At 71.4% G+C, this 14,352-nt stretch carries 19 protein-coding genes and 1 pseudogene; 11 read left to right on the plus strand and 9 right to left on the minus strand.

Translation table 11 applies throughout. The features are described 5' to 3' along the window. Positions 1 to 39: 39 nt before the first annotated feature. Positions 40 to 1,446: a hypothetical protein gene (locus tag QFW77_RS02410; protein WP_280572635.1), complete on the minus strand. Its 1,407-nt coding sequence runs from the start codon at positions 1,444 to 1,446 to the stop codon at positions 40 to 42. Between the two features lie 57 nt (positions 1,447 to 1,503). On the opposite strand from QFW77_RS02410, the pseudogene QFW77_RS19080 reads away from it, so the two are divergent. After that, positions 1,504 to 1,776, plus strand: a pseudogene (locus QFW77_RS19080) (ATP-binding protein); the annotation flags it as partial. 77 nt (positions 1,777 to 1,853) lie between these two features. Here the strand turns inward: QFW77_RS19080 and QFW77_RS02415 are convergent. The 4 genes from QFW77_RS02415 to QFW77_RS02430 form a co-directional block, all read right to left on the minus strand. Next, positions 1,854 to 3,224 (minus strand): serine hydrolase domain-containing protein, encoded by a 1,371-nt coding sequence (locus tag QFW77_RS02415; RefSeq protein ID WP_280572636.1) that lies wholly within the window; start codon positions 3,222 to 3,224, stop codon positions 1,854 to 1,856. Between the two features lie 110 nt (positions 3,225 to 3,334). After that, positions 3,335 to 3,865: a GNAT family N-acetyltransferase gene (locus tag QFW77_RS02420; protein ID WP_280572637.1), complete on the minus strand. Its 531-nt coding sequence runs from the start codon at positions 3,863 to 3,865 to the stop codon at positions 3,335 to 3,337. Next, positions 3,858 to 4,175, minus strand: coding sequence for a hypothetical protein (locus QFW77_RS02425; protein ID WP_280572638.1), 318 nt, complete (start codon positions 4,173 to 4,175; stop codon positions 3,858 to 3,860). Before QFW77_RS02425 ends, QFW77_RS02420 begins: the two co-directional genes overlap by 8 nt. A 232-nt stretch (positions 4,176 to 4,407) precedes the next feature. Next, positions 4,408 to 4,830, minus strand: a complete 423-nt coding sequence (locus tag QFW77_RS02430; RefSeq protein WP_280572639.1) for a VOC family protein — start codon at positions 4,828 to 4,830, stop codon at positions 4,408 to 4,410. 174 nt (positions 4,831 to 5,004) lie between these two features. On the opposite strand from QFW77_RS02430, the gene QFW77_RS02435 reads away from it, so the two are divergent. Together QFW77_RS02435 and QFW77_RS02440 are read left to right on the plus strand one after the other, a co-directional pair. Further along, complete coding sequence (locus QFW77_RS02435) at positions 5,005 to 5,598, plus strand: hypothetical protein (protein WP_280572640.1); 594 nt, start codon at positions 5,005 to 5,007, stop codon at positions 5,596 to 5,598. Positions 5,599 to 5,678: 80 nt separating this feature from the next. After that, complete coding sequence (locus QFW77_RS02440) at positions 5,679 to 6,806, plus strand: Gfo/Idh/MocA family protein (protein WP_280572641.1); 1,128 nt, start codon at positions 5,679 to 5,681, stop codon at positions 6,804 to 6,806. A 180-nt stretch (positions 6,807 to 6,986) separates the two neighbouring features. Here the strand turns inward: QFW77_RS02440 and QFW77_RS02445 are convergent, their stop codons facing one another. Both QFW77_RS02445 and QFW77_RS02450 read right to left on the minus strand, forming a co-directional pair. Next, positions 6,987 to 7,376 (minus strand): DUF1801 domain-containing protein, encoded by a 390-nt coding sequence (locus tag QFW77_RS02445; protein ID WP_280572642.1) that lies wholly within the window; start codon positions 7,374 to 7,376, stop codon positions 6,987 to 6,989. 66 nt (positions 7,377 to 7,442) lie between these two features. Beyond that, positions 7,443 to 8,339 carry a MerR family transcriptional regulator gene (locus QFW77_RS02450; RefSeq protein WP_280572643.1) on the minus strand — a complete coding sequence of 299 codons (897 nt, stop codon included), beginning with the start codon at positions 8,337 to 8,339 and terminating at the stop codon, positions 7,443 to 7,445. Positions 8,340 to 8,438: 99 nt separating this feature from the next. Here QFW77_RS02450 and QFW77_RS02455 point away from each other — a divergent pair, with 99 nt between their 5' ends. The 7 genes from QFW77_RS02455 (at position 8,439) to QFW77_RS02485 (ending at position 11,962) form a co-directional block, all read left to right on the plus strand. Further along, the gene (locus tag QFW77_RS02455) at positions 8,439 to 8,984 is read left to right on the plus strand and encodes a fasciclin domain-containing protein (RefSeq protein ID WP_280572644.1); all 546 of its coding nucleotides are present in this window, start codon (positions 8,439 to 8,441) and stop codon (positions 8,982 to 8,984) included. 50 nt (positions 8,985 to 9,034) lie between these two features. Continuing rightward, a complete protein-coding gene (locus QFW77_RS02460; RefSeq protein ID WP_280572646.1) occupies positions 9,035 to 9,262 on the plus strand; it encodes a DUF378 domain-containing protein in 228 nt (75 codons plus the stop codon). A 127-nt stretch (positions 9,263 to 9,389) separates the two neighbouring features. Continuing rightward, positions 9,390 to 9,575, plus strand: coding sequence for a hypothetical protein (locus QFW77_RS02465; RefSeq protein ID WP_280572647.1), 186 nt, complete (start codon positions 9,390 to 9,392; stop codon positions 9,573 to 9,575). 273 nt (positions 9,576 to 9,848) lie between these two features. After that, positions 9,849 to 10,478: a hypothetical protein gene (locus QFW77_RS02470; RefSeq protein WP_280572648.1), complete on the plus strand. Its 630-nt coding sequence runs from the start codon at positions 9,849 to 9,851 to the stop codon at positions 10,476 to 10,478. Next, positions 10,475 to 10,942 (plus strand): phage holin family protein, encoded by a 468-nt coding sequence (locus QFW77_RS02475; RefSeq protein WP_280572649.1) that lies wholly within the window; start codon positions 10,475 to 10,477, stop codon positions 10,940 to 10,942. Before QFW77_RS02470 ends, QFW77_RS02475 begins: the two co-directional genes overlap by 4 nt. Then, a complete protein-coding gene (locus QFW77_RS02480) occupies positions 10,939 to 11,700 on the plus strand; it encodes a DUF3618 domain-containing protein (protein ID WP_280572650.1) in 762 nt (253 codons plus the stop codon). Before QFW77_RS02475 ends, QFW77_RS02480 begins: the two co-directional genes overlap by 4 nt. 76 nt (positions 11,701 to 11,776) lie before the next feature. Further along, on the plus strand, positions 11,777 to 11,962 hold the full coding sequence (locus QFW77_RS02485) for a CsbD family protein (protein WP_280572651.1): 186 nt from the start codon (positions 11,777 to 11,779) through the stop codon (positions 11,960 to 11,962). A 192-nt stretch (positions 11,963 to 12,154) separates the two neighbouring features. Here QFW77_RS02485 and QFW77_RS02490 read toward each other — a convergent pair whose 3' ends face one another. After that, positions 12,155 to 12,898: an SDR family oxidoreductase gene (locus tag QFW77_RS02490; protein WP_280572653.1), complete on the minus strand. Its 744-nt coding sequence runs from the start codon at positions 12,896 to 12,898 to the stop codon at positions 12,155 to 12,157. 101 nt (positions 12,899 to 12,999) lie between these two features. Between QFW77_RS02490 and QFW77_RS02495 the strand changes: the two genes are divergently transcribed. Next, on the plus strand, positions 13,000 to 13,908 hold the full coding sequence (locus QFW77_RS02495; protein WP_280572654.1) for an AraC family transcriptional regulator: 909 nt from the start codon (positions 13,000 to 13,002) through the stop codon (positions 13,906 to 13,908). Positions 13,909 to 13,932: 24 nt separating this feature from the next. Here the strand turns inward: QFW77_RS02495 and QFW77_RS02500 are convergent, their stop codons facing one another. Further along, a complete protein-coding gene (locus tag QFW77_RS02500) occupies positions 13,933 to 14,268 on the minus strand; it encodes a YciI family protein (protein WP_280572655.1) in 336 nt (111 codons plus the stop codon). Between the last annotated feature and the right edge of the window lie 84 nt (positions 14,269 to 14,352).

Consider the following 14,352-nt stretch of genomic DNA (forward strand, 5'->3'; position numbering starts at 1 on the left):
CCGCCCGGTGCCGGGCGGCGGACGCACGCGGGGAACCGGTCAGCCGCCGAGACGGATCGTGACCGTGCCCTTCTCCCGCTGGATGACCGCGTCTTCGAACTCGAGCGCCAGTCCCGGCGCGCGCAGGGCGACGCCGCCGCCGTCCTGCCGGATGTGGGGCTCGGCCAGCCCGGTCAGGGTGACGCGCCGCACCCCCTCGAACAGCGGGTGGGCGCCCGCGCCTTCGGTCAACGCGGTTTCGTCCATCACCTCGAGCCGGCCGCTGTCGTTGCCCAGCCGCACGAAGCGGGTATGCAGCGCACGCTGGCCGTCGAGCGGTTCGACGTTCAGGGGATCGAACCCCTGCGGCCATAGCAGCCGGTCGTCGCGCGCGGCCTCGACGACCACCCGCCATCCGGGTTCGGTGTGGAACACGGCCAGGCGGCGGGTTCGCTCGGCCGCCAGTTCGGCCACGTCTTCTTCCGCCCTCGCGTGCGCGGCGGCGAACCGTTCGTCGCCGAACCGGCAGGTCTGGCCCGGGCCGAGCGCGGCCGCGAGCGCCGCGTGCAGCGATGGAGCCTCGGCATCGGCCAGCGTCGCCCGCCAGTCCGGCTGCAACCGGTCCAGCAGCAGCGCCAGCGACGCGCCGCTGGTGTAGGCGCGGCGGCGCACGTCGGCCGGCCCGAAGGCGGCCGGCAGGGTCTGCGCGGCCCGTCCCGCCGCGCGCATCTCGATGTAGGTGGCCAGGCCCTCGTTGAGTTCGGTGCCGCGTTCGTAGGCGGCGAAGGCCGGTTCGATGGCGGCATGGCGCTCTGCGCGCAGCGCCAGCGCGTGGCGCGCCCAGCAGGCGGCCGCATCGTCCGCGTCCGCCGCCAGCGCCTCGCGCAGCGCCGCCGCTTCCAGGCGCTGCAGCGCGAGCAGTTCCGCCGAGCCGGTCGGATAGGCGAACAGGTCGGCCTCGTTCGCCACCCAATCCTGGTGATGCGCGCGCTGATGGGCGTGGAACGCCTCGTGGATGGCGACCGCCGCCAGCTCGATGGGGTTGCGGTCCGGCGCCGGGCGGTCCAGCAGCATGGTGGCGGTCGCGGCCCCGCCCAGCTCGACGCTGGTATTGGCCGCGACGGCCTCGTGGCGGCCTTCGCTCGCATGCACGCCCGGGCCGTGCCCGGGCACCGGCGCGAAGCCGTCGGGCGGCGACGGATGGCGGAACAGGAAGGTACGCTCTCCGTCGTACACCGCCAGCGGCACCGCCAGCGGATCGAAGCCCGGCCAGAGGCCGTCCTCACCGTGCTGGGCGGCGAGCCTGGCGACCTCGCGCTCCAGGTCGACGGCGGCGAACGGCCGCTGCCGCGCGCGGCCCGGAGCGGCGGCTTCGTCGCTCGTGCCGGCCGCATCGGCGGAGACGGGCGGAGGCCGCTCGCAGCCGAGCATCGCGGCAACCAGCGGCAACAGCAGCAGCACTCGCATCGTGTCGGACCTCCCGAAGCCCGCCGGCCATCGTACCTCGCCGGCGCGGCGGCGAAGGTGCTGGTCGAGAACCTGCTGGAAAATGCCATTCTCCATTCGCCGTCGGGCGGCGAGATACGCGTCGTCAACGATCCGCCCGGCTTCAGCGTCGAAGACCAGGGCCCCGGTGTCCCTGCGGACCTGCGCCCGCGCCTGTTCGAACGGTTCTGGCGCGGCAACCCGAAGGACGGCGAAGGCGCCAGGCTCGGCCTCTCCATCTGCAAGGAGATCTGCCCGGCGCATGGCTGGAGCATCCGGACCGACCCTTCCCCTCACCGCTCCGGAGCCCGGTTCGTGGTTCACACCGGCGCGGATCGCGCTGCGGCGCAACGGACGCTGACGCGTGGCGGCCGCGCGGCCCGGCCGCTTCAATCCAGCGCCGCCAGCACCTGTGCGGCGAAGCCGGCGATGTCGAAGCGGTGGCCGGCCGGGTCCTCGCCGCGGCGCACGATCACCACCTCGCGCGATGGCACCACCACCACGTACTGGCCGCGGTTGCCGAACGCGGCGAAGGCATCGGCCGGCACGCCGGCCGAGCGCTGCAACAGCCACCACGTGGCGCCGTAACCGAACTCGCCATCCGGCTGCGGGCCCGAGGCCGTGGTCGCGTCCTGCACCCAGCCCTCCGGCAGCAGCCGGCGGCCGGCGAACACGCCGTCGTGCTGGTGGAGCAGCCCGAAGCGCGCGAGGTCGCGCGCGGTCGACCACACCTGGCTCGAGAGCACGAAACCGCCCTGCCAGTCGGTCTCGGCATGGGTGCGGGTCATGCCCAGTGGCCAGAACAGATCGGTGTAGGGGCGGGACAGGGCGCGGGCATCGTCGCCGGTCGCCGCGCGCAGCGCGTGGATGGCCAGCACGATGTCGTTGTTGGCATAGCGGAACGCGCTGCCCGGCGGCGCCCGCAGCGGCCAGCCGGTGGCGGCCTCGGCCACGGTGGCGCCGCCGAAGTACAGCGCGTCGGTGCGGTTGCCGGCGGTGTCGCTGTGCAGGCCGCTGGCCATCCGCAGCAGCTGGTCGGTGGTGATGGCGGCGCGCGGATCTCCGGGACGCTGCCACTCGGGCACCGGGGCCGGCGCGTCGGGATCCAGCAGCCCGTCGGCCGCGGCCACGCCGACCAGGGTGCCGGCGATGCTCTTGGCGACCGACCAGGTGCGCTGCGCCACGTGCGGGCCGAAGCCGTCGCGGTAGCGCTCGGCGACGATCTTTCCATGCTGCAGCACCAGCACCGCGGTGGTCGCGTGGCCCTCGCCGAATCGCGCCGGGTCGAACGCCGCGGCCACTGCCCGCTCCAGCGCCTGCGCGTCGCCCGCCGCGACCGCGGTGGCGTCGCGCTCGCCCAGCGGCCAAGGCCGACCGTCCAGATCGGGGGCCTGTGCATCGAAACGCGGCAGCGCCGCCACCGCCGCGGCATCGGCACCGATCGGCAGCTGCGCGCAGCCGAGATTCGGGCGCCAGGCGGCGATCCGCGGCGGCAGCGCCGGGTCGAACGGCACCGCGACGGTGCGGCCTTGCGGGTCGATGCGTGCCGGCAGCGCGCGCACCAGGGCGTCGTATTCCGGATAGACGCCGCGCAACTCCAGCGCCTCCACCGCGGCCCGCCCGCGGCCCGCGTTGAAGTGCGCGCTGCACAGGGTCAGCGCCTTGTAGCCTGCGGCCACGGCGCGCGCATGCGCGTCGTCGGCCGGAGCCTGCCGGGCGGATGCGGGCAAGGCGGCGAGCAGCAGGAGGGACAACAGCAAAGGGCGCATCGGGTTTCCCGCGGGCGAAGGGCGACCCGGAGTGTAGGACAGCGACAGACCGGCAACGGATCAGCCGCCGGTCCGCTTCCAGGCCCGGGATCGGCTGATGCTCACACCCCGAGCGGCAGGCTCATCACCCGGTCGTCGTAGTCGCGGCCGCCGACGTTGAACTTCCGCTCGGTGAAATCGACGAAGCCCTGCCGCCGGTAGAAGCCGATGGCCCGGTCGTTGCCGGCGTAGACGCCCAGCAGCAGGCGCGCGGCGCCGGCGGCGGTCGCGTGTTCGACCGCCCAGCCCAGGAGCTTTCGTCCGGTGCCCCCGCCCTGGTACCGGCCCAGCAGGTAGATCCGCTTGAGCTCCAGGTCGGTCGCCGGATCGGCACCCGGCAGGTCGGGCCTGGCGACGACCGCGTACCCGACCGGGGCATTGCCGGAAGCGGACTCGGCGATCCAGACCGCGGTGCCGGGGTCCGCGAGCCACTGTTCGTACTTCGCAGCGGAATGGGCACGGAGGCAGTGTTCCACGATCGCGGCGCCATCAAGCACCCCGGAAAACGTCTCGAGAAAGCTGGCCTGGCCCACCAGGGCCAGGGCGGCCTCGTCGCCAGCCCGGGCGCGCCGGATCGATGCATCGTCACTCAAGGGGAATCGCCTCCACTACCGGCGCCGTGCCGTCGACCAGGTAAGGGCCGCCACCGCCGGCGCGTCCCGGCCCCAGTTTGCCGACGAGCACCATCGCGCCGTCCTGCAGCGGCGCCACGTCTTCGGGGTTGACGAAGCCGCAGACGTAGTGCGCGTCGCCGTCGGCCACGCACGGCACCGCGCCAGGCTCCTCGGCCAGCGCCGGCGATGCGGACAGGACGATGGCCAGCGCCACCGGCGGCAGGAATTGGCCGGGCGCCCCGAGCCGACCCCCGCGCCGATGCCGGCTCGCCGGGAGATCGGCATTCATGCGGACCCAATGCCGTGCGCTGGAGACGTGGCTATCCAGATCGCATCGAGCCTCGTTCCCGGACCCGCTTGCCGATGAGTCCGGCGAGGACGCCGGCAGGCCGATCCGCCCGGTTCCGGAAGACCGCTGCGAAGCGACGGACGTCGAGTCTTGCATCGAAGGGGTGTCCAGTTCGCCGCGCACCCGCGGCTGCGGTCAGGTTCGCAGGCGCATCGGCCTCCGGTCAACGATGCTAGGCGGCGCCACGCCGCGCGAGATGCGAGGCTGTGGGCTGCAGGAGATCCCACAGATTGCCGTACAGGTCGCGAAACACCGCAACGGTGCCGTACGGCTCCTGCTTCGGCTCGCGCACGAACACCACGCCGCGGGACCGGTATGCCTCGTAGTCGCGCCAGAAGTCGTCGGTGTAGAGGAACAGGAACACCCTGCCGCCGGTCTGGCCGCCGATGCGGCTTTCCTGTTCCGGGCCGGACGCCCGCGCCAGCAGCAGCTGGCACGCGCCGGTGCCCGGCGGCGACACCACCACCCAGCGCTTGGACTGCTCGGGCACCGGCGTGTCCTCGACCAGCCGGAAGCCCAGCGTGCCGACGAAGAACGCGAGCGCCTCGTCGTAGTCGCGCACGACGAGGGAAACGAGGCCGAGCGATTGGTTCATCAGGATCTCCACATTGTGGGGCGGCCAGGGCTCGCGGACCGGTTCCGCAGCACCACGACCGTGGCCTCGGTGGCCCGATCGATTGGCTTGTGTCGCGTTCATCCCCTAGGCTGGGGCCACGCATTCAAGCGTTTACCCTTCTGCCGCCGCGGGGTTTGCGATGGTACAGGAGCCATGAGCGCCGATTCGAACATTCGCCGCCCGCGGCCCGGCCCCGGTGGGGTGCTGGACAGGCTGGTCGGGCCGGGGGCCACCAGGGCCGAACTGGCGCTGCAGTTCGGCGTGTCGGCGGTCGCTGCCGTCGCGGCGCCGTTCTACGCCTACGGTGCGGTCGAGCACTGGTCGTTGCTTCAGTACGCGGCGTGTTGCGTACTCGCCTTCGATGTGGCGGGCGGGATCGTCACCGGCTCGACCTCCACCGCGAAGCGCTGGTATCACCGCCCGGGACGGGGATTCCGGCACCACATGGCATTCGTTTCGATCCACGTGCTGCACCTGGCCGTGGTGTCCTGGCTGTTCCTGTCGTTCGATGGCTGGTGGCTCGCGCTGACGGCGGCGTACCTGCTGGGCGCCGCAGCGGTCGTCCTGACCGTCCCGAAGTACCTGCAGCGGCCTGCCGCGACGACCGCCTACCTGGGTGCGCTGCTGCTCGCCACCTATGCCGTTGCCCGGCCGATCGGGCTCGAGTGGTTCCTCCCTGCGTTCTATCTCAAGCTGCTGGTGAGCCACCTGCCGGCCGAGGCGCCCGATCCGCCTTCGCGCCGCTGAGCGACCGCACGCGCTCCGCGACACGATCGCGTGGCGCCGCCGCTGCTAACATGCGGCACAGGCCCGACCTGGAGGACGCGATGCACGCGAACCGTGGTCCCCGCGGCATCTCGCGGCGCGAGATGCTGCAGACACTGGCGCTGGGTGGCGCGGCGGCCGCGCTGCCAGGCGCGTTCGCGGGTCCGGCACCGGCGCGCCGGCTCGGCGTGGCGCTGGTCGGCCTGGGCGGCTACAGCCGCGATCTGCTGGCGCCGGCGCTGCAGCTCACCCGGCACTGCCGGCTGGCCGGCATCGTCACCGGATCGCCGCACAAGATCGCCGAGTGGCAGGGCAGCTACGGCATTCCCGATGCCAACGTCTACGGTTACGACGACTTCCATCGCATCGCCGACAACGACGATATCGACGTCGTCTACGTGGTCACGCCCAACCACCTGCACATGCCGCAGACGCTCCTCGCGGCGAACGCCGGCAAGCACGTCTGGTGCGAGAAGCCGATGGCGATGGACGCGGCCGAGGGCGAGGCGATGGTGAAGGCCTGCCGCGACAACCGGGTGCAGCTGACCATCGGCTATCGGATGCAGCACGAGCCGAACACGCGCCGCTTCATGGCGATGGCCGAGGAGCGGCCGTTCGGCAGGATCGTCAAGCTGCGCGCCGACGCCGGCTGGTTCGGCTGGCGCGACGGCGCCGACGATGCCTGGCGGCTCGACCCGGCGCGCGGCGGCGGCGCGATGTACGACATGGGCGTGTACTGCGTCAACGCCGCGCGCTACAGCACCGGTCTGGAGCCCACCGCGATCCGCGCCTGGAACGAGACCGCGCGCCGCGACGTGTTCGGCGAGGTCGACGAGACCATGCGCTTCGAGCTGGAGTTCCCTGGCGATATCGTCGCCAAGTGCGTCACCAGCTTCGGCCGCAACCTCAACACCCTGCAGGTCGACTGCGAGCGCGGCTGGTACGCGCTGTCGCCGTTCCAGGCGTACGAGGGCAACGCCGGCCGCGCCAGCGACGGCACGGTGTTCCCGGCGCAGCTGGGCGAACGGCCGCGGATGCAAGCCGAGCAGATGGACCAGGATGCGCTTGCCATCCTCAACGGCTCCCCGCCGCGCGCACCGGGCGAGGAGGGCGTGCGCGACATGCGCGTGCTCGACGCCGCCTTCGCCTCGGCGCGCGCGGACAACGGCAAGGTGGCGATCGGCGGCTGAGCCGTCCACGAGGCGGTGGCCACCGCGACCGCCGGGGTGGCGTCCGCCCCGACTGCCGGCGAGCGCCCACGCCGGGCGCCCGCTTCCAGGGTTGCCGGTCGATCTGCGCCAGGGATCGGGGCGCGCCTCGCGCGATACCGGGATCAGTCGGCCGCCCACCAGCAGTGCGATGCGCGGATGCTATTCGATCCGGTGCAGCGCCTTGCGGCGCACGAGGTTCTTGTAGTCCCACTGGATCCTGCGCGCCTTCGCCAGCCATCGGCCCAGGTCCGCCTCGTCCACTTCCGAGACGTCGTTGTAGAACACCGAGGCGTCCTTGAATTTCTTGCCGACCACGTTCAATCCTGGTTCCTCGAAGTCCGCGCCGCTCCAGAACATCAGCCGTATGCCAGGCTTCTGCCTGCTGTAGCCGACGATCGGATTGCCCTCCAGGAACCAGACCGGATGCGCGTGCCAGATCCTGTTTTCGGCTTCCGGCAGGTGCCTGTCGATTTCACGGGCAAGCAGGTCGCAGACCCTGCCGTGGTCGGTGGTCTGCCGCGCGTTGTACTTCAGGATCTCTGGGTGCATGGGACTCCTCCTGCTGCGGGCTCGTGCGGGTTCGTCGAGGCCACCCGGCCGGCCCTCACGCTGCGATCAGCGCGCCCCCTCGGCAAGGGTGCGGCCCTTGATCAACCGCGTCAGCGCCGCCGGATCGGTCACCGCCTGCAGCCGTTCGATCTGCAGCTCCTCGGCCAGGTAGCGCGCGTTCGCGCCGCCGAGCCATACCGGCACGCCGGGCGCGAGTTCGGCATCGAGGCAGCGCAGTTCCGCCAGCGCGGCCGGAGCCTGCCCCGGATCGACCGAGCTCAGCGCCACCGCCGCGGCGGCGAGCCGGTTGGCCACCCGCGCCAGCTCCACGGCCGGCAGCTCGGTGCCCAGGTACAGCACCGGGGCGCCGCCCTCGTAGGCGTGCAGCGCCGCGCCCAGCAGGCCCAGCTCGTGCGGCTCGCCCGGCAGGGTGGCGAACAGGACCCGCGGGCGCCGCTCGCGCGGGTGCTGGTTGAGCACCGACAGCAGCCGCGCCCGCAGCAGGCTGCTGATCAGCCGTTCCTGCGCGATCGCCAGGCGCCCGTCGGCCCAGCGCACGCCGACCTCGCGTAGCAGCGGCGTCACCACGCGCGCCATCAGCACCGTCAGCGGCAGGGTGGCGATCGCCACCGAGAGATCGCGGTCGAACACGTCCACCCGGTAGTCGGCGATCGCGTCCAGCATCCGCTCCGGCAGGGTCTCGACACCGCCGTAGCCGGCATGCCGGCTCTCCTCGAGCAACCGGTCGAGGGCGGCGTCCTCCAGGCCGGCCAGATCGCGGATCGGATGGCCGCGGTCGGTCAGCCGGTGCAGGCGGCCGAGCCGCTCCACCATCGCGGCGTCGTACAGCCGCCGCCCCCTGCCGTCGCGGTGCGGTGCCACCGCCGCGTGGCGCCGCTCCCAGGCGCGCAGGGTCTCGGGAGTGAGCCCGCTGAGTTCGGCGGCGGCCTTGACCGGGAACATACCGGCGAATGTACAACAAACGTACAGGACTGGATTGGACAACCGGCTAACGGCGGCTTCCCGAGACTGGCCGCCCTACCCCGATCCGGAAGCGTCCAGATGACCCGCACCGCCCAATCCCGCAACGCCTCCCCCGTCCGCACCCTGGTCGCCGCCCTGGCCCTCGGCCTGGCCGCCCCGCTCGTGTTCGCCGGCGAGCCTGCCGCCACCAGCGCCGCCGCCACCCAGGGCCGCGGCGACATCGTCGACACCGCGGTGGCCGCGGGCCAGTTCAACACCCTGGCCGCCGCGCTCACCGCGGCGGGCCTGGTCGACACCCTCAAGGGCACCGGACCGTTCACCGTATTCGCGCCCACCGACGCGGCCTTCGCCGCGCTGCCGGCCGGCACCGTGGACGAGCTGCTCAAGCCCGAGAACAAGGACAAGCTGGTCGCGATCCTCACCTACCACGTGGTTCCGGGCCGCTACCCCGCCTCGCGCGTGGTCACGCTCGAACAAGCCACCACCGTGCAGGGCGGTGCGGTCGACATCGACGCGACCGGCGGTTCGGTCAAGGTGGATGACGCGAACGTCGTCACCGCCGACGTGGCCGCCAGCAACGGCGTGATCCACGTGATCGACAAGGTGCTGATGCCGGGCGGCTGAGCGCCGCTCCCGCCCTTTCGAAAACATTCCCCCACGACCCGGAGACACCCATGAAAGCTCTCAATCTCGTCACCCTCGCGCTGGTGATCGTCGGCGGCATCAACTGGGGCCTGGTGGGCGCGGCCCAGTTCGACCTGGTGGCCGCGATCTTCGGCGGCCAGGACGCCATGCTGGCCCGCCTGGTCTACGTGCTGGTCGGCCTGTCGGCGCTGTGGCAGATCGTGCCGCTGTTGCGCGCCGGCAGCGTCGGCGAAGTGCACGCCCAGGCGCATCGCTGACCGTCCGCTTCTGCTTCGGTTGCGTCCCGCACCCGCGGAGCTGCCCGCGCCGCGCGCCACACTGGTGGTGTCGCGGAGCGGGCTTTTTTTTGTGATCGCTCGGTCGCCCGGATGTCGCATCCGAAGGATGTCTGACTGGTTCAGCCGCGCCCGTCGTGTCGTGCGCATTCATCGGGAAAACAGGCCTGAACTTCACGAAGCCTACCCCTCGCACACGCTAGTGTTGTCCTACACATTCGCCAGCGACGTGGACAGTGCACCGCTCGAATCGCTGGCGAAACCATCCGGGTTCTCGATTGGCCCGAAGTCGTGATCGGCCTGCGGTGATTTCTCTCTGAAGGCGAAGCACGACGGGTTTCGCACCAGGCGCACTCTTGTACCGGGGATCACCAGGTCGAGACCGCGCCCGGATCGAAACGCTTCCCCGCCGGTAGCCGCACGCTCGGGGACTCGATCGGAGCTTCCCGGACTCATCGGTGGATGAGTGCGACAACGCACCTGCGAACCACCGTGAACTCCCCGGATCCCGCGGATTCGTTGTCGCGGTTCGCATCCGGCACTCGGCACCACAACAGGAGCACTCTCCATGGTCACCCCTTCGCAGAATCCACCGGGCGCCGACAAAGGCAGCCCCTCCTCCGCCAACCATCCGGGCGGCGGCGACACCAAGGACAAGGCCAGCGCACTCGCCGGCGAGGCCAAGGCCGAAGGCCAGGCCAAGGTCGAGGAGATGCGCGGCAATGCCGCCGACAAGATCGACACCCTGGCCGACAGCGCCAAGGCCGCGGCATCGGAGCTCGAGGGCGACGATATCGGCCATATGTCCGACTACGTCACCGAGCTGGCGCAAAGCCTGGGCAAGCTGTCCAGCAGCATGCGCGAGAAGTCCGGCGACGAGCTGCTTCGCGAAGTCAGCCAGCTCGCACGCGACAACCCGGCGCTGTTCGTGACCGGCAGTATCGCGATCGGATTCGGTCTGTCCCGGTTCGCCAAGGCCTCGGCGAGCACATCCGGCTCCAGCTCGAGGCACGATCGCGATCGCGATTCAGACCAGCCGCAGCAGGACTCGACGGGCCGCAGCGCGACGGGCGCGAGCGGGGACGCATCGACGTATGCGACCGGCTCCGGCACCACCCCGCCCTATGGCGCGCAAACCCCAACCCGGACCCCGACCGCCGGCAACACCGGTCCGCAGCAACCAGGAGTGCGCTCATGAACGCTCGAATCGACGAACGCAACGACGGGCTCCGCTCCGGCGCGGAGATCCCGGGCGGGCCGGCAGCGCCAGCCACGCCCCCGGCCAAGGACGCATCGGTCGGCGCCCTACTGAAGGAACTGGCGCATGAGGTGCCTTCCCTGCTGCGCAAGGAAGTCGCGCTCGCCAAGAGCGAGCTGCGCGAGAACCTGGACGCCACCAAGCAGGGCCTGGCCGCGGTTTCCACTGGAGGCGCGGTGACGCTCGGCGGCTTCATCGTGCTCCTGCTGTCGGCGGTGTACGCCCTCAGCAACGTGGTCCAGCCATGGCTTGCGGCGCTGATCGTGGGCGGCATCACCTTCCTGATCGGCCTGGCCATGGTGGGCTCGGGCAAGAAGAAGTTCGAGGCGCAGTCGCTCAAGCCCGACCGCACGATGGACGCACTGCACAAGGACAAGGCCGCACTCCAGGAGAGAACGCGATGATCAGCCAACACACCAACCATTCCCCGACGGGGCAGCCCGCGTCGAACGCCAGCCCCGCGCAGCTGGAACGCGACATCGACCGCCAGCGCGAACATATCGGCGGCCTGGTGGATGCGCTCGAGAACAAGCTCTCGCCCGGCGAGATGTTCGAGCGCGTGCTCAACTACAGCAAGGGCGGCGGTCGCGAGTTCGCCAGCAACCTGGGCGGCACGGTCAAGGCCAACCCGGTGCCCACGCTGCTCGCCGCCGCCGGCCTGATGTGGCTCTACGCCAACAAGGACGCTCCACAGCGCCCGCCGCACACAGGCCCGCAGCACTCCGGGTTCGCCGGTGCCGGCTTGGACGGTGCGGACTGGAACGCGGACGACGACCATCCCAGCATGCGCGAACGCGCCCGAGAGGCGCGCGACGGGGTGTCCGAGAAGATGGGGCACGCCAAGGACCGCGCCAGCGGCGCCGCCCACAACGCCATGGATTCGGCACGCCAGCGCGCGCGGCAGGCCAACGACGGTTTCCAGCACATGCTCGAGGACAACCCGATGGCGGTCGGCGCGATGGGCATCGCGGTGGGCGCCCTGCTCGGCGCGATGCTGCCTTCCACCCGCAAGGAAGACGAGCTGCTGGGCAAGACCAGCGACCGGCTGACCGACGATGCCAAGTCGCTCGCCAAGCGCGGCTACGACCGCGCCGCCGAGGCCGGCCGCGAGGTCAGCACCCCCCAGCATGGCGGCCGCAATCAACCGAACGCGCCGATCTGATCATGCAGACCTGATCATCGATCCATGGCGCGTCACCCCACACCCCGCCCCCCGGCGGGATCTACAGGAGCACGAGATGGACAAGAACCGCAAAGAAGGCGCGAAGAACCAGGCCAGCGGCGCACTGAAGGAAGGCGTCGGCAAGGCCACCGGCGACCGCTCGAAGGAAGTCGCCGGCAAGGTGGAGAAGAACACCGGCAAGGCGCAGCGTGAAGTCGGCAAGGCCGCCGACAGCGCGCGCGACACGAAGCGCAGCGACTGATCGGCCGAACGAATGGCCGATCGGCCCATCTGATTGATGGGCGACACGCGCCCGGACCGCAGCCCATGCACGGCAGGGCTACGGTCCGGGCGTTTTTCGTTTGCGCTCGCGCGGCGGGAAGGTGCAACCTGCTTGTCGGGATCGCTCACGAGGAACCCGCTTCCTCGCGCGACGCGGCGCGTTTTTTTTTGCCTAGTCCGCTCGTTCCAGCGCCAGCGCATCGGCGCCGGCTGCGAAGCGCAGGCGCGCGCTGGTGTCGGTGGCGGCCCGCAACACGGTCTCGGCCACGTCGACCGGCCGGGTGGCGGCGTCGAGCTGCGCGAGGCCCTCGAACACCTTGCGGGCGAACGGCGCGTAGGGTTCGGTCACCAGGCCCTGCATGCGTTCGGCGCCGTTGTCGGCGAAGCGCGTCTCGGGGCAGTAGCCGGGCTCGACCAGCTTCGCGCGCACCCCGAACTCGGCCAGCTCCAGCGCCAGCGATCCGGTGAAGCCCTCGATCGCGGTCTTGCTGGCGGTGTAGGCCGCGACCAGCGCGAACGGCGCGAGCGCAGCGCTCGATGTGACGTTGACGATCGCCCCCGCACCGCGTTCGCGGAACCGCGGAATCGCCGCCTGGCACATCGCCATCGTGCCGAAGGTGTTGGTGTCGAAGATCTCGCGCACCGAAGCCATCGGCGTGGCCTCGAACGCGCCGAACAGGCCGAGGCCGGCGTTGTTCACCAGCACGTCGAGGGGCCCGGCGGCATCCAGCGCCCGGGCGATGCTGTCGGCATCGGTGACGTCGAGCGGCAGCACGCGGACGCCGGGCGAATCCGCGAACAGCTCGGCGCGTGGGCGGCGCATGGTGGCGACGACCTGCCAGCCCTGCGCATGGAAGTGACGGGCGGTGGCCAGGCCGTAGCCGGACGAGCAGCCGGTGATCAGTGCGGTCTTCATGGGGTGACTCCCTGGTTGGTTTGACGGGGAGGTCAGCGTGGGCCAGGATCGCCGGATGATCGATACTCGAATGTCCGCATTCGTTTAGTAAACGTCCGAATATGACCGATCCGCTCTCCCAGGTCGTCGGCCTGCTGCATCCGCGGGCGGCCTTCGCCAACGTGATCAGCGGCAAGGGCCGCTGGGCGGTCCGCTACGTCGAATACGGCAGGCCCAGCTTCTGCATCGTGCTGGACGGCGGCTGCCGCCTGGCCGTGGACGGCCACGCCCCGTTCGTCATCGGCGCCGGCGACTTCATCCTGCTGCCCACCACCCCCGCCTTCACCCTGTCCAGCGAGGACCCGCCCGCGCCGGTGCCGCTAGACCCCGACGCCCTGCCCAGCGACGGCAGCGAGGTGCGCTACGGCGACCCGGGCGGCGCCCCCGACATGCGCTCGCTCGGCGGCGCTTTCCTGTTCGGCAACGCCGACCCGGCGCTGCTGGTCTCGCTGCTGCCCGCGGTGGTGCACGTGCGCGGCGCCGCGCGGCTCGCGCAACTGGTGGCGATGGTGGCCGAGGAGACCACCCATCCGCGCCCCGGCGGCGAAGCCGCGCTGTCGCGGCTGGTCGAACTGCTGCTGATCGAGGCCATGCGCGCCACCACGGCGGGCGACGCGCCGCCGGGCCTGCTCCGGGGCCTGGGCGACGATCGCCTCGCCGCGGCGCTGACCCTGATGCACGCGCACATCGACCGGCCCTGGTCCGTGGCGCAGCTGGCCGACGCCGCCGCGCTGTCGCGCTCGAGCTTCTTCGAGCGCTTCACCCGCACCGTGGGCGCCGCCCCGATGGAATACCTGCTGGCCTGGCGCATGCAGATCGCCAGGCAGCTGCTGCGCGAGGGCGGCCTGCGCGTCGCCGAGATCGCCGAGCGCGTGGGCTATGGGTCCACCAGTGCGTTCAGCGTGGCGTTTCGGCGCCGCGTCGGCGTGGCACCGTCCGGGTACGTGCGGGCGAACGCGAGCGACGGATGACCGGGCCCGGTCCTGGTCGAACGCTCATTGAGGCTGCTCCAGGGGCCAGACCTCGACCACGCCATGGGCGACGGCGCAGGGCGTCTTCGCCGCCATCTCGATCGCCTCGGCCATGCCGGTCGCCTCGATGACGCTGAATCCGGCGACGGGGAGTGCCGAGGCCAGATAGGGGCCCTGCGTGGTCTGGACCTGCCCGGCCGCTCCGGGGTTGCGGACCTGCACGGGATGGCCTGCGATCCCCATCAGGGCGCCACCTTGTCTCAACGCTTCGTCATGGGCGTGGGCCGCATCCCGAACGCTTTGCGCGGTGCGGTCGTAGCCTGCGCGGTCGCCGTAGCCTATCGCGAGGAAGGTCGGCATTCGGGCTCTCCGGAAACGGTAGAGACGCCCAATGTGCGGCCTGGCGCCTGAACTGGGCCGTGTCCGCAAAGCGAATGGAGCGCG

The sequence above is a fragment of the Luteimonas endophytica genome (genome assembly GCF_029887875.1).
Classification (GTDB): domain Bacteria; phylum Pseudomonadota; class Gammaproteobacteria; order Xanthomonadales; family Xanthomonadaceae; genus Luteimonas; species Luteimonas endophytica.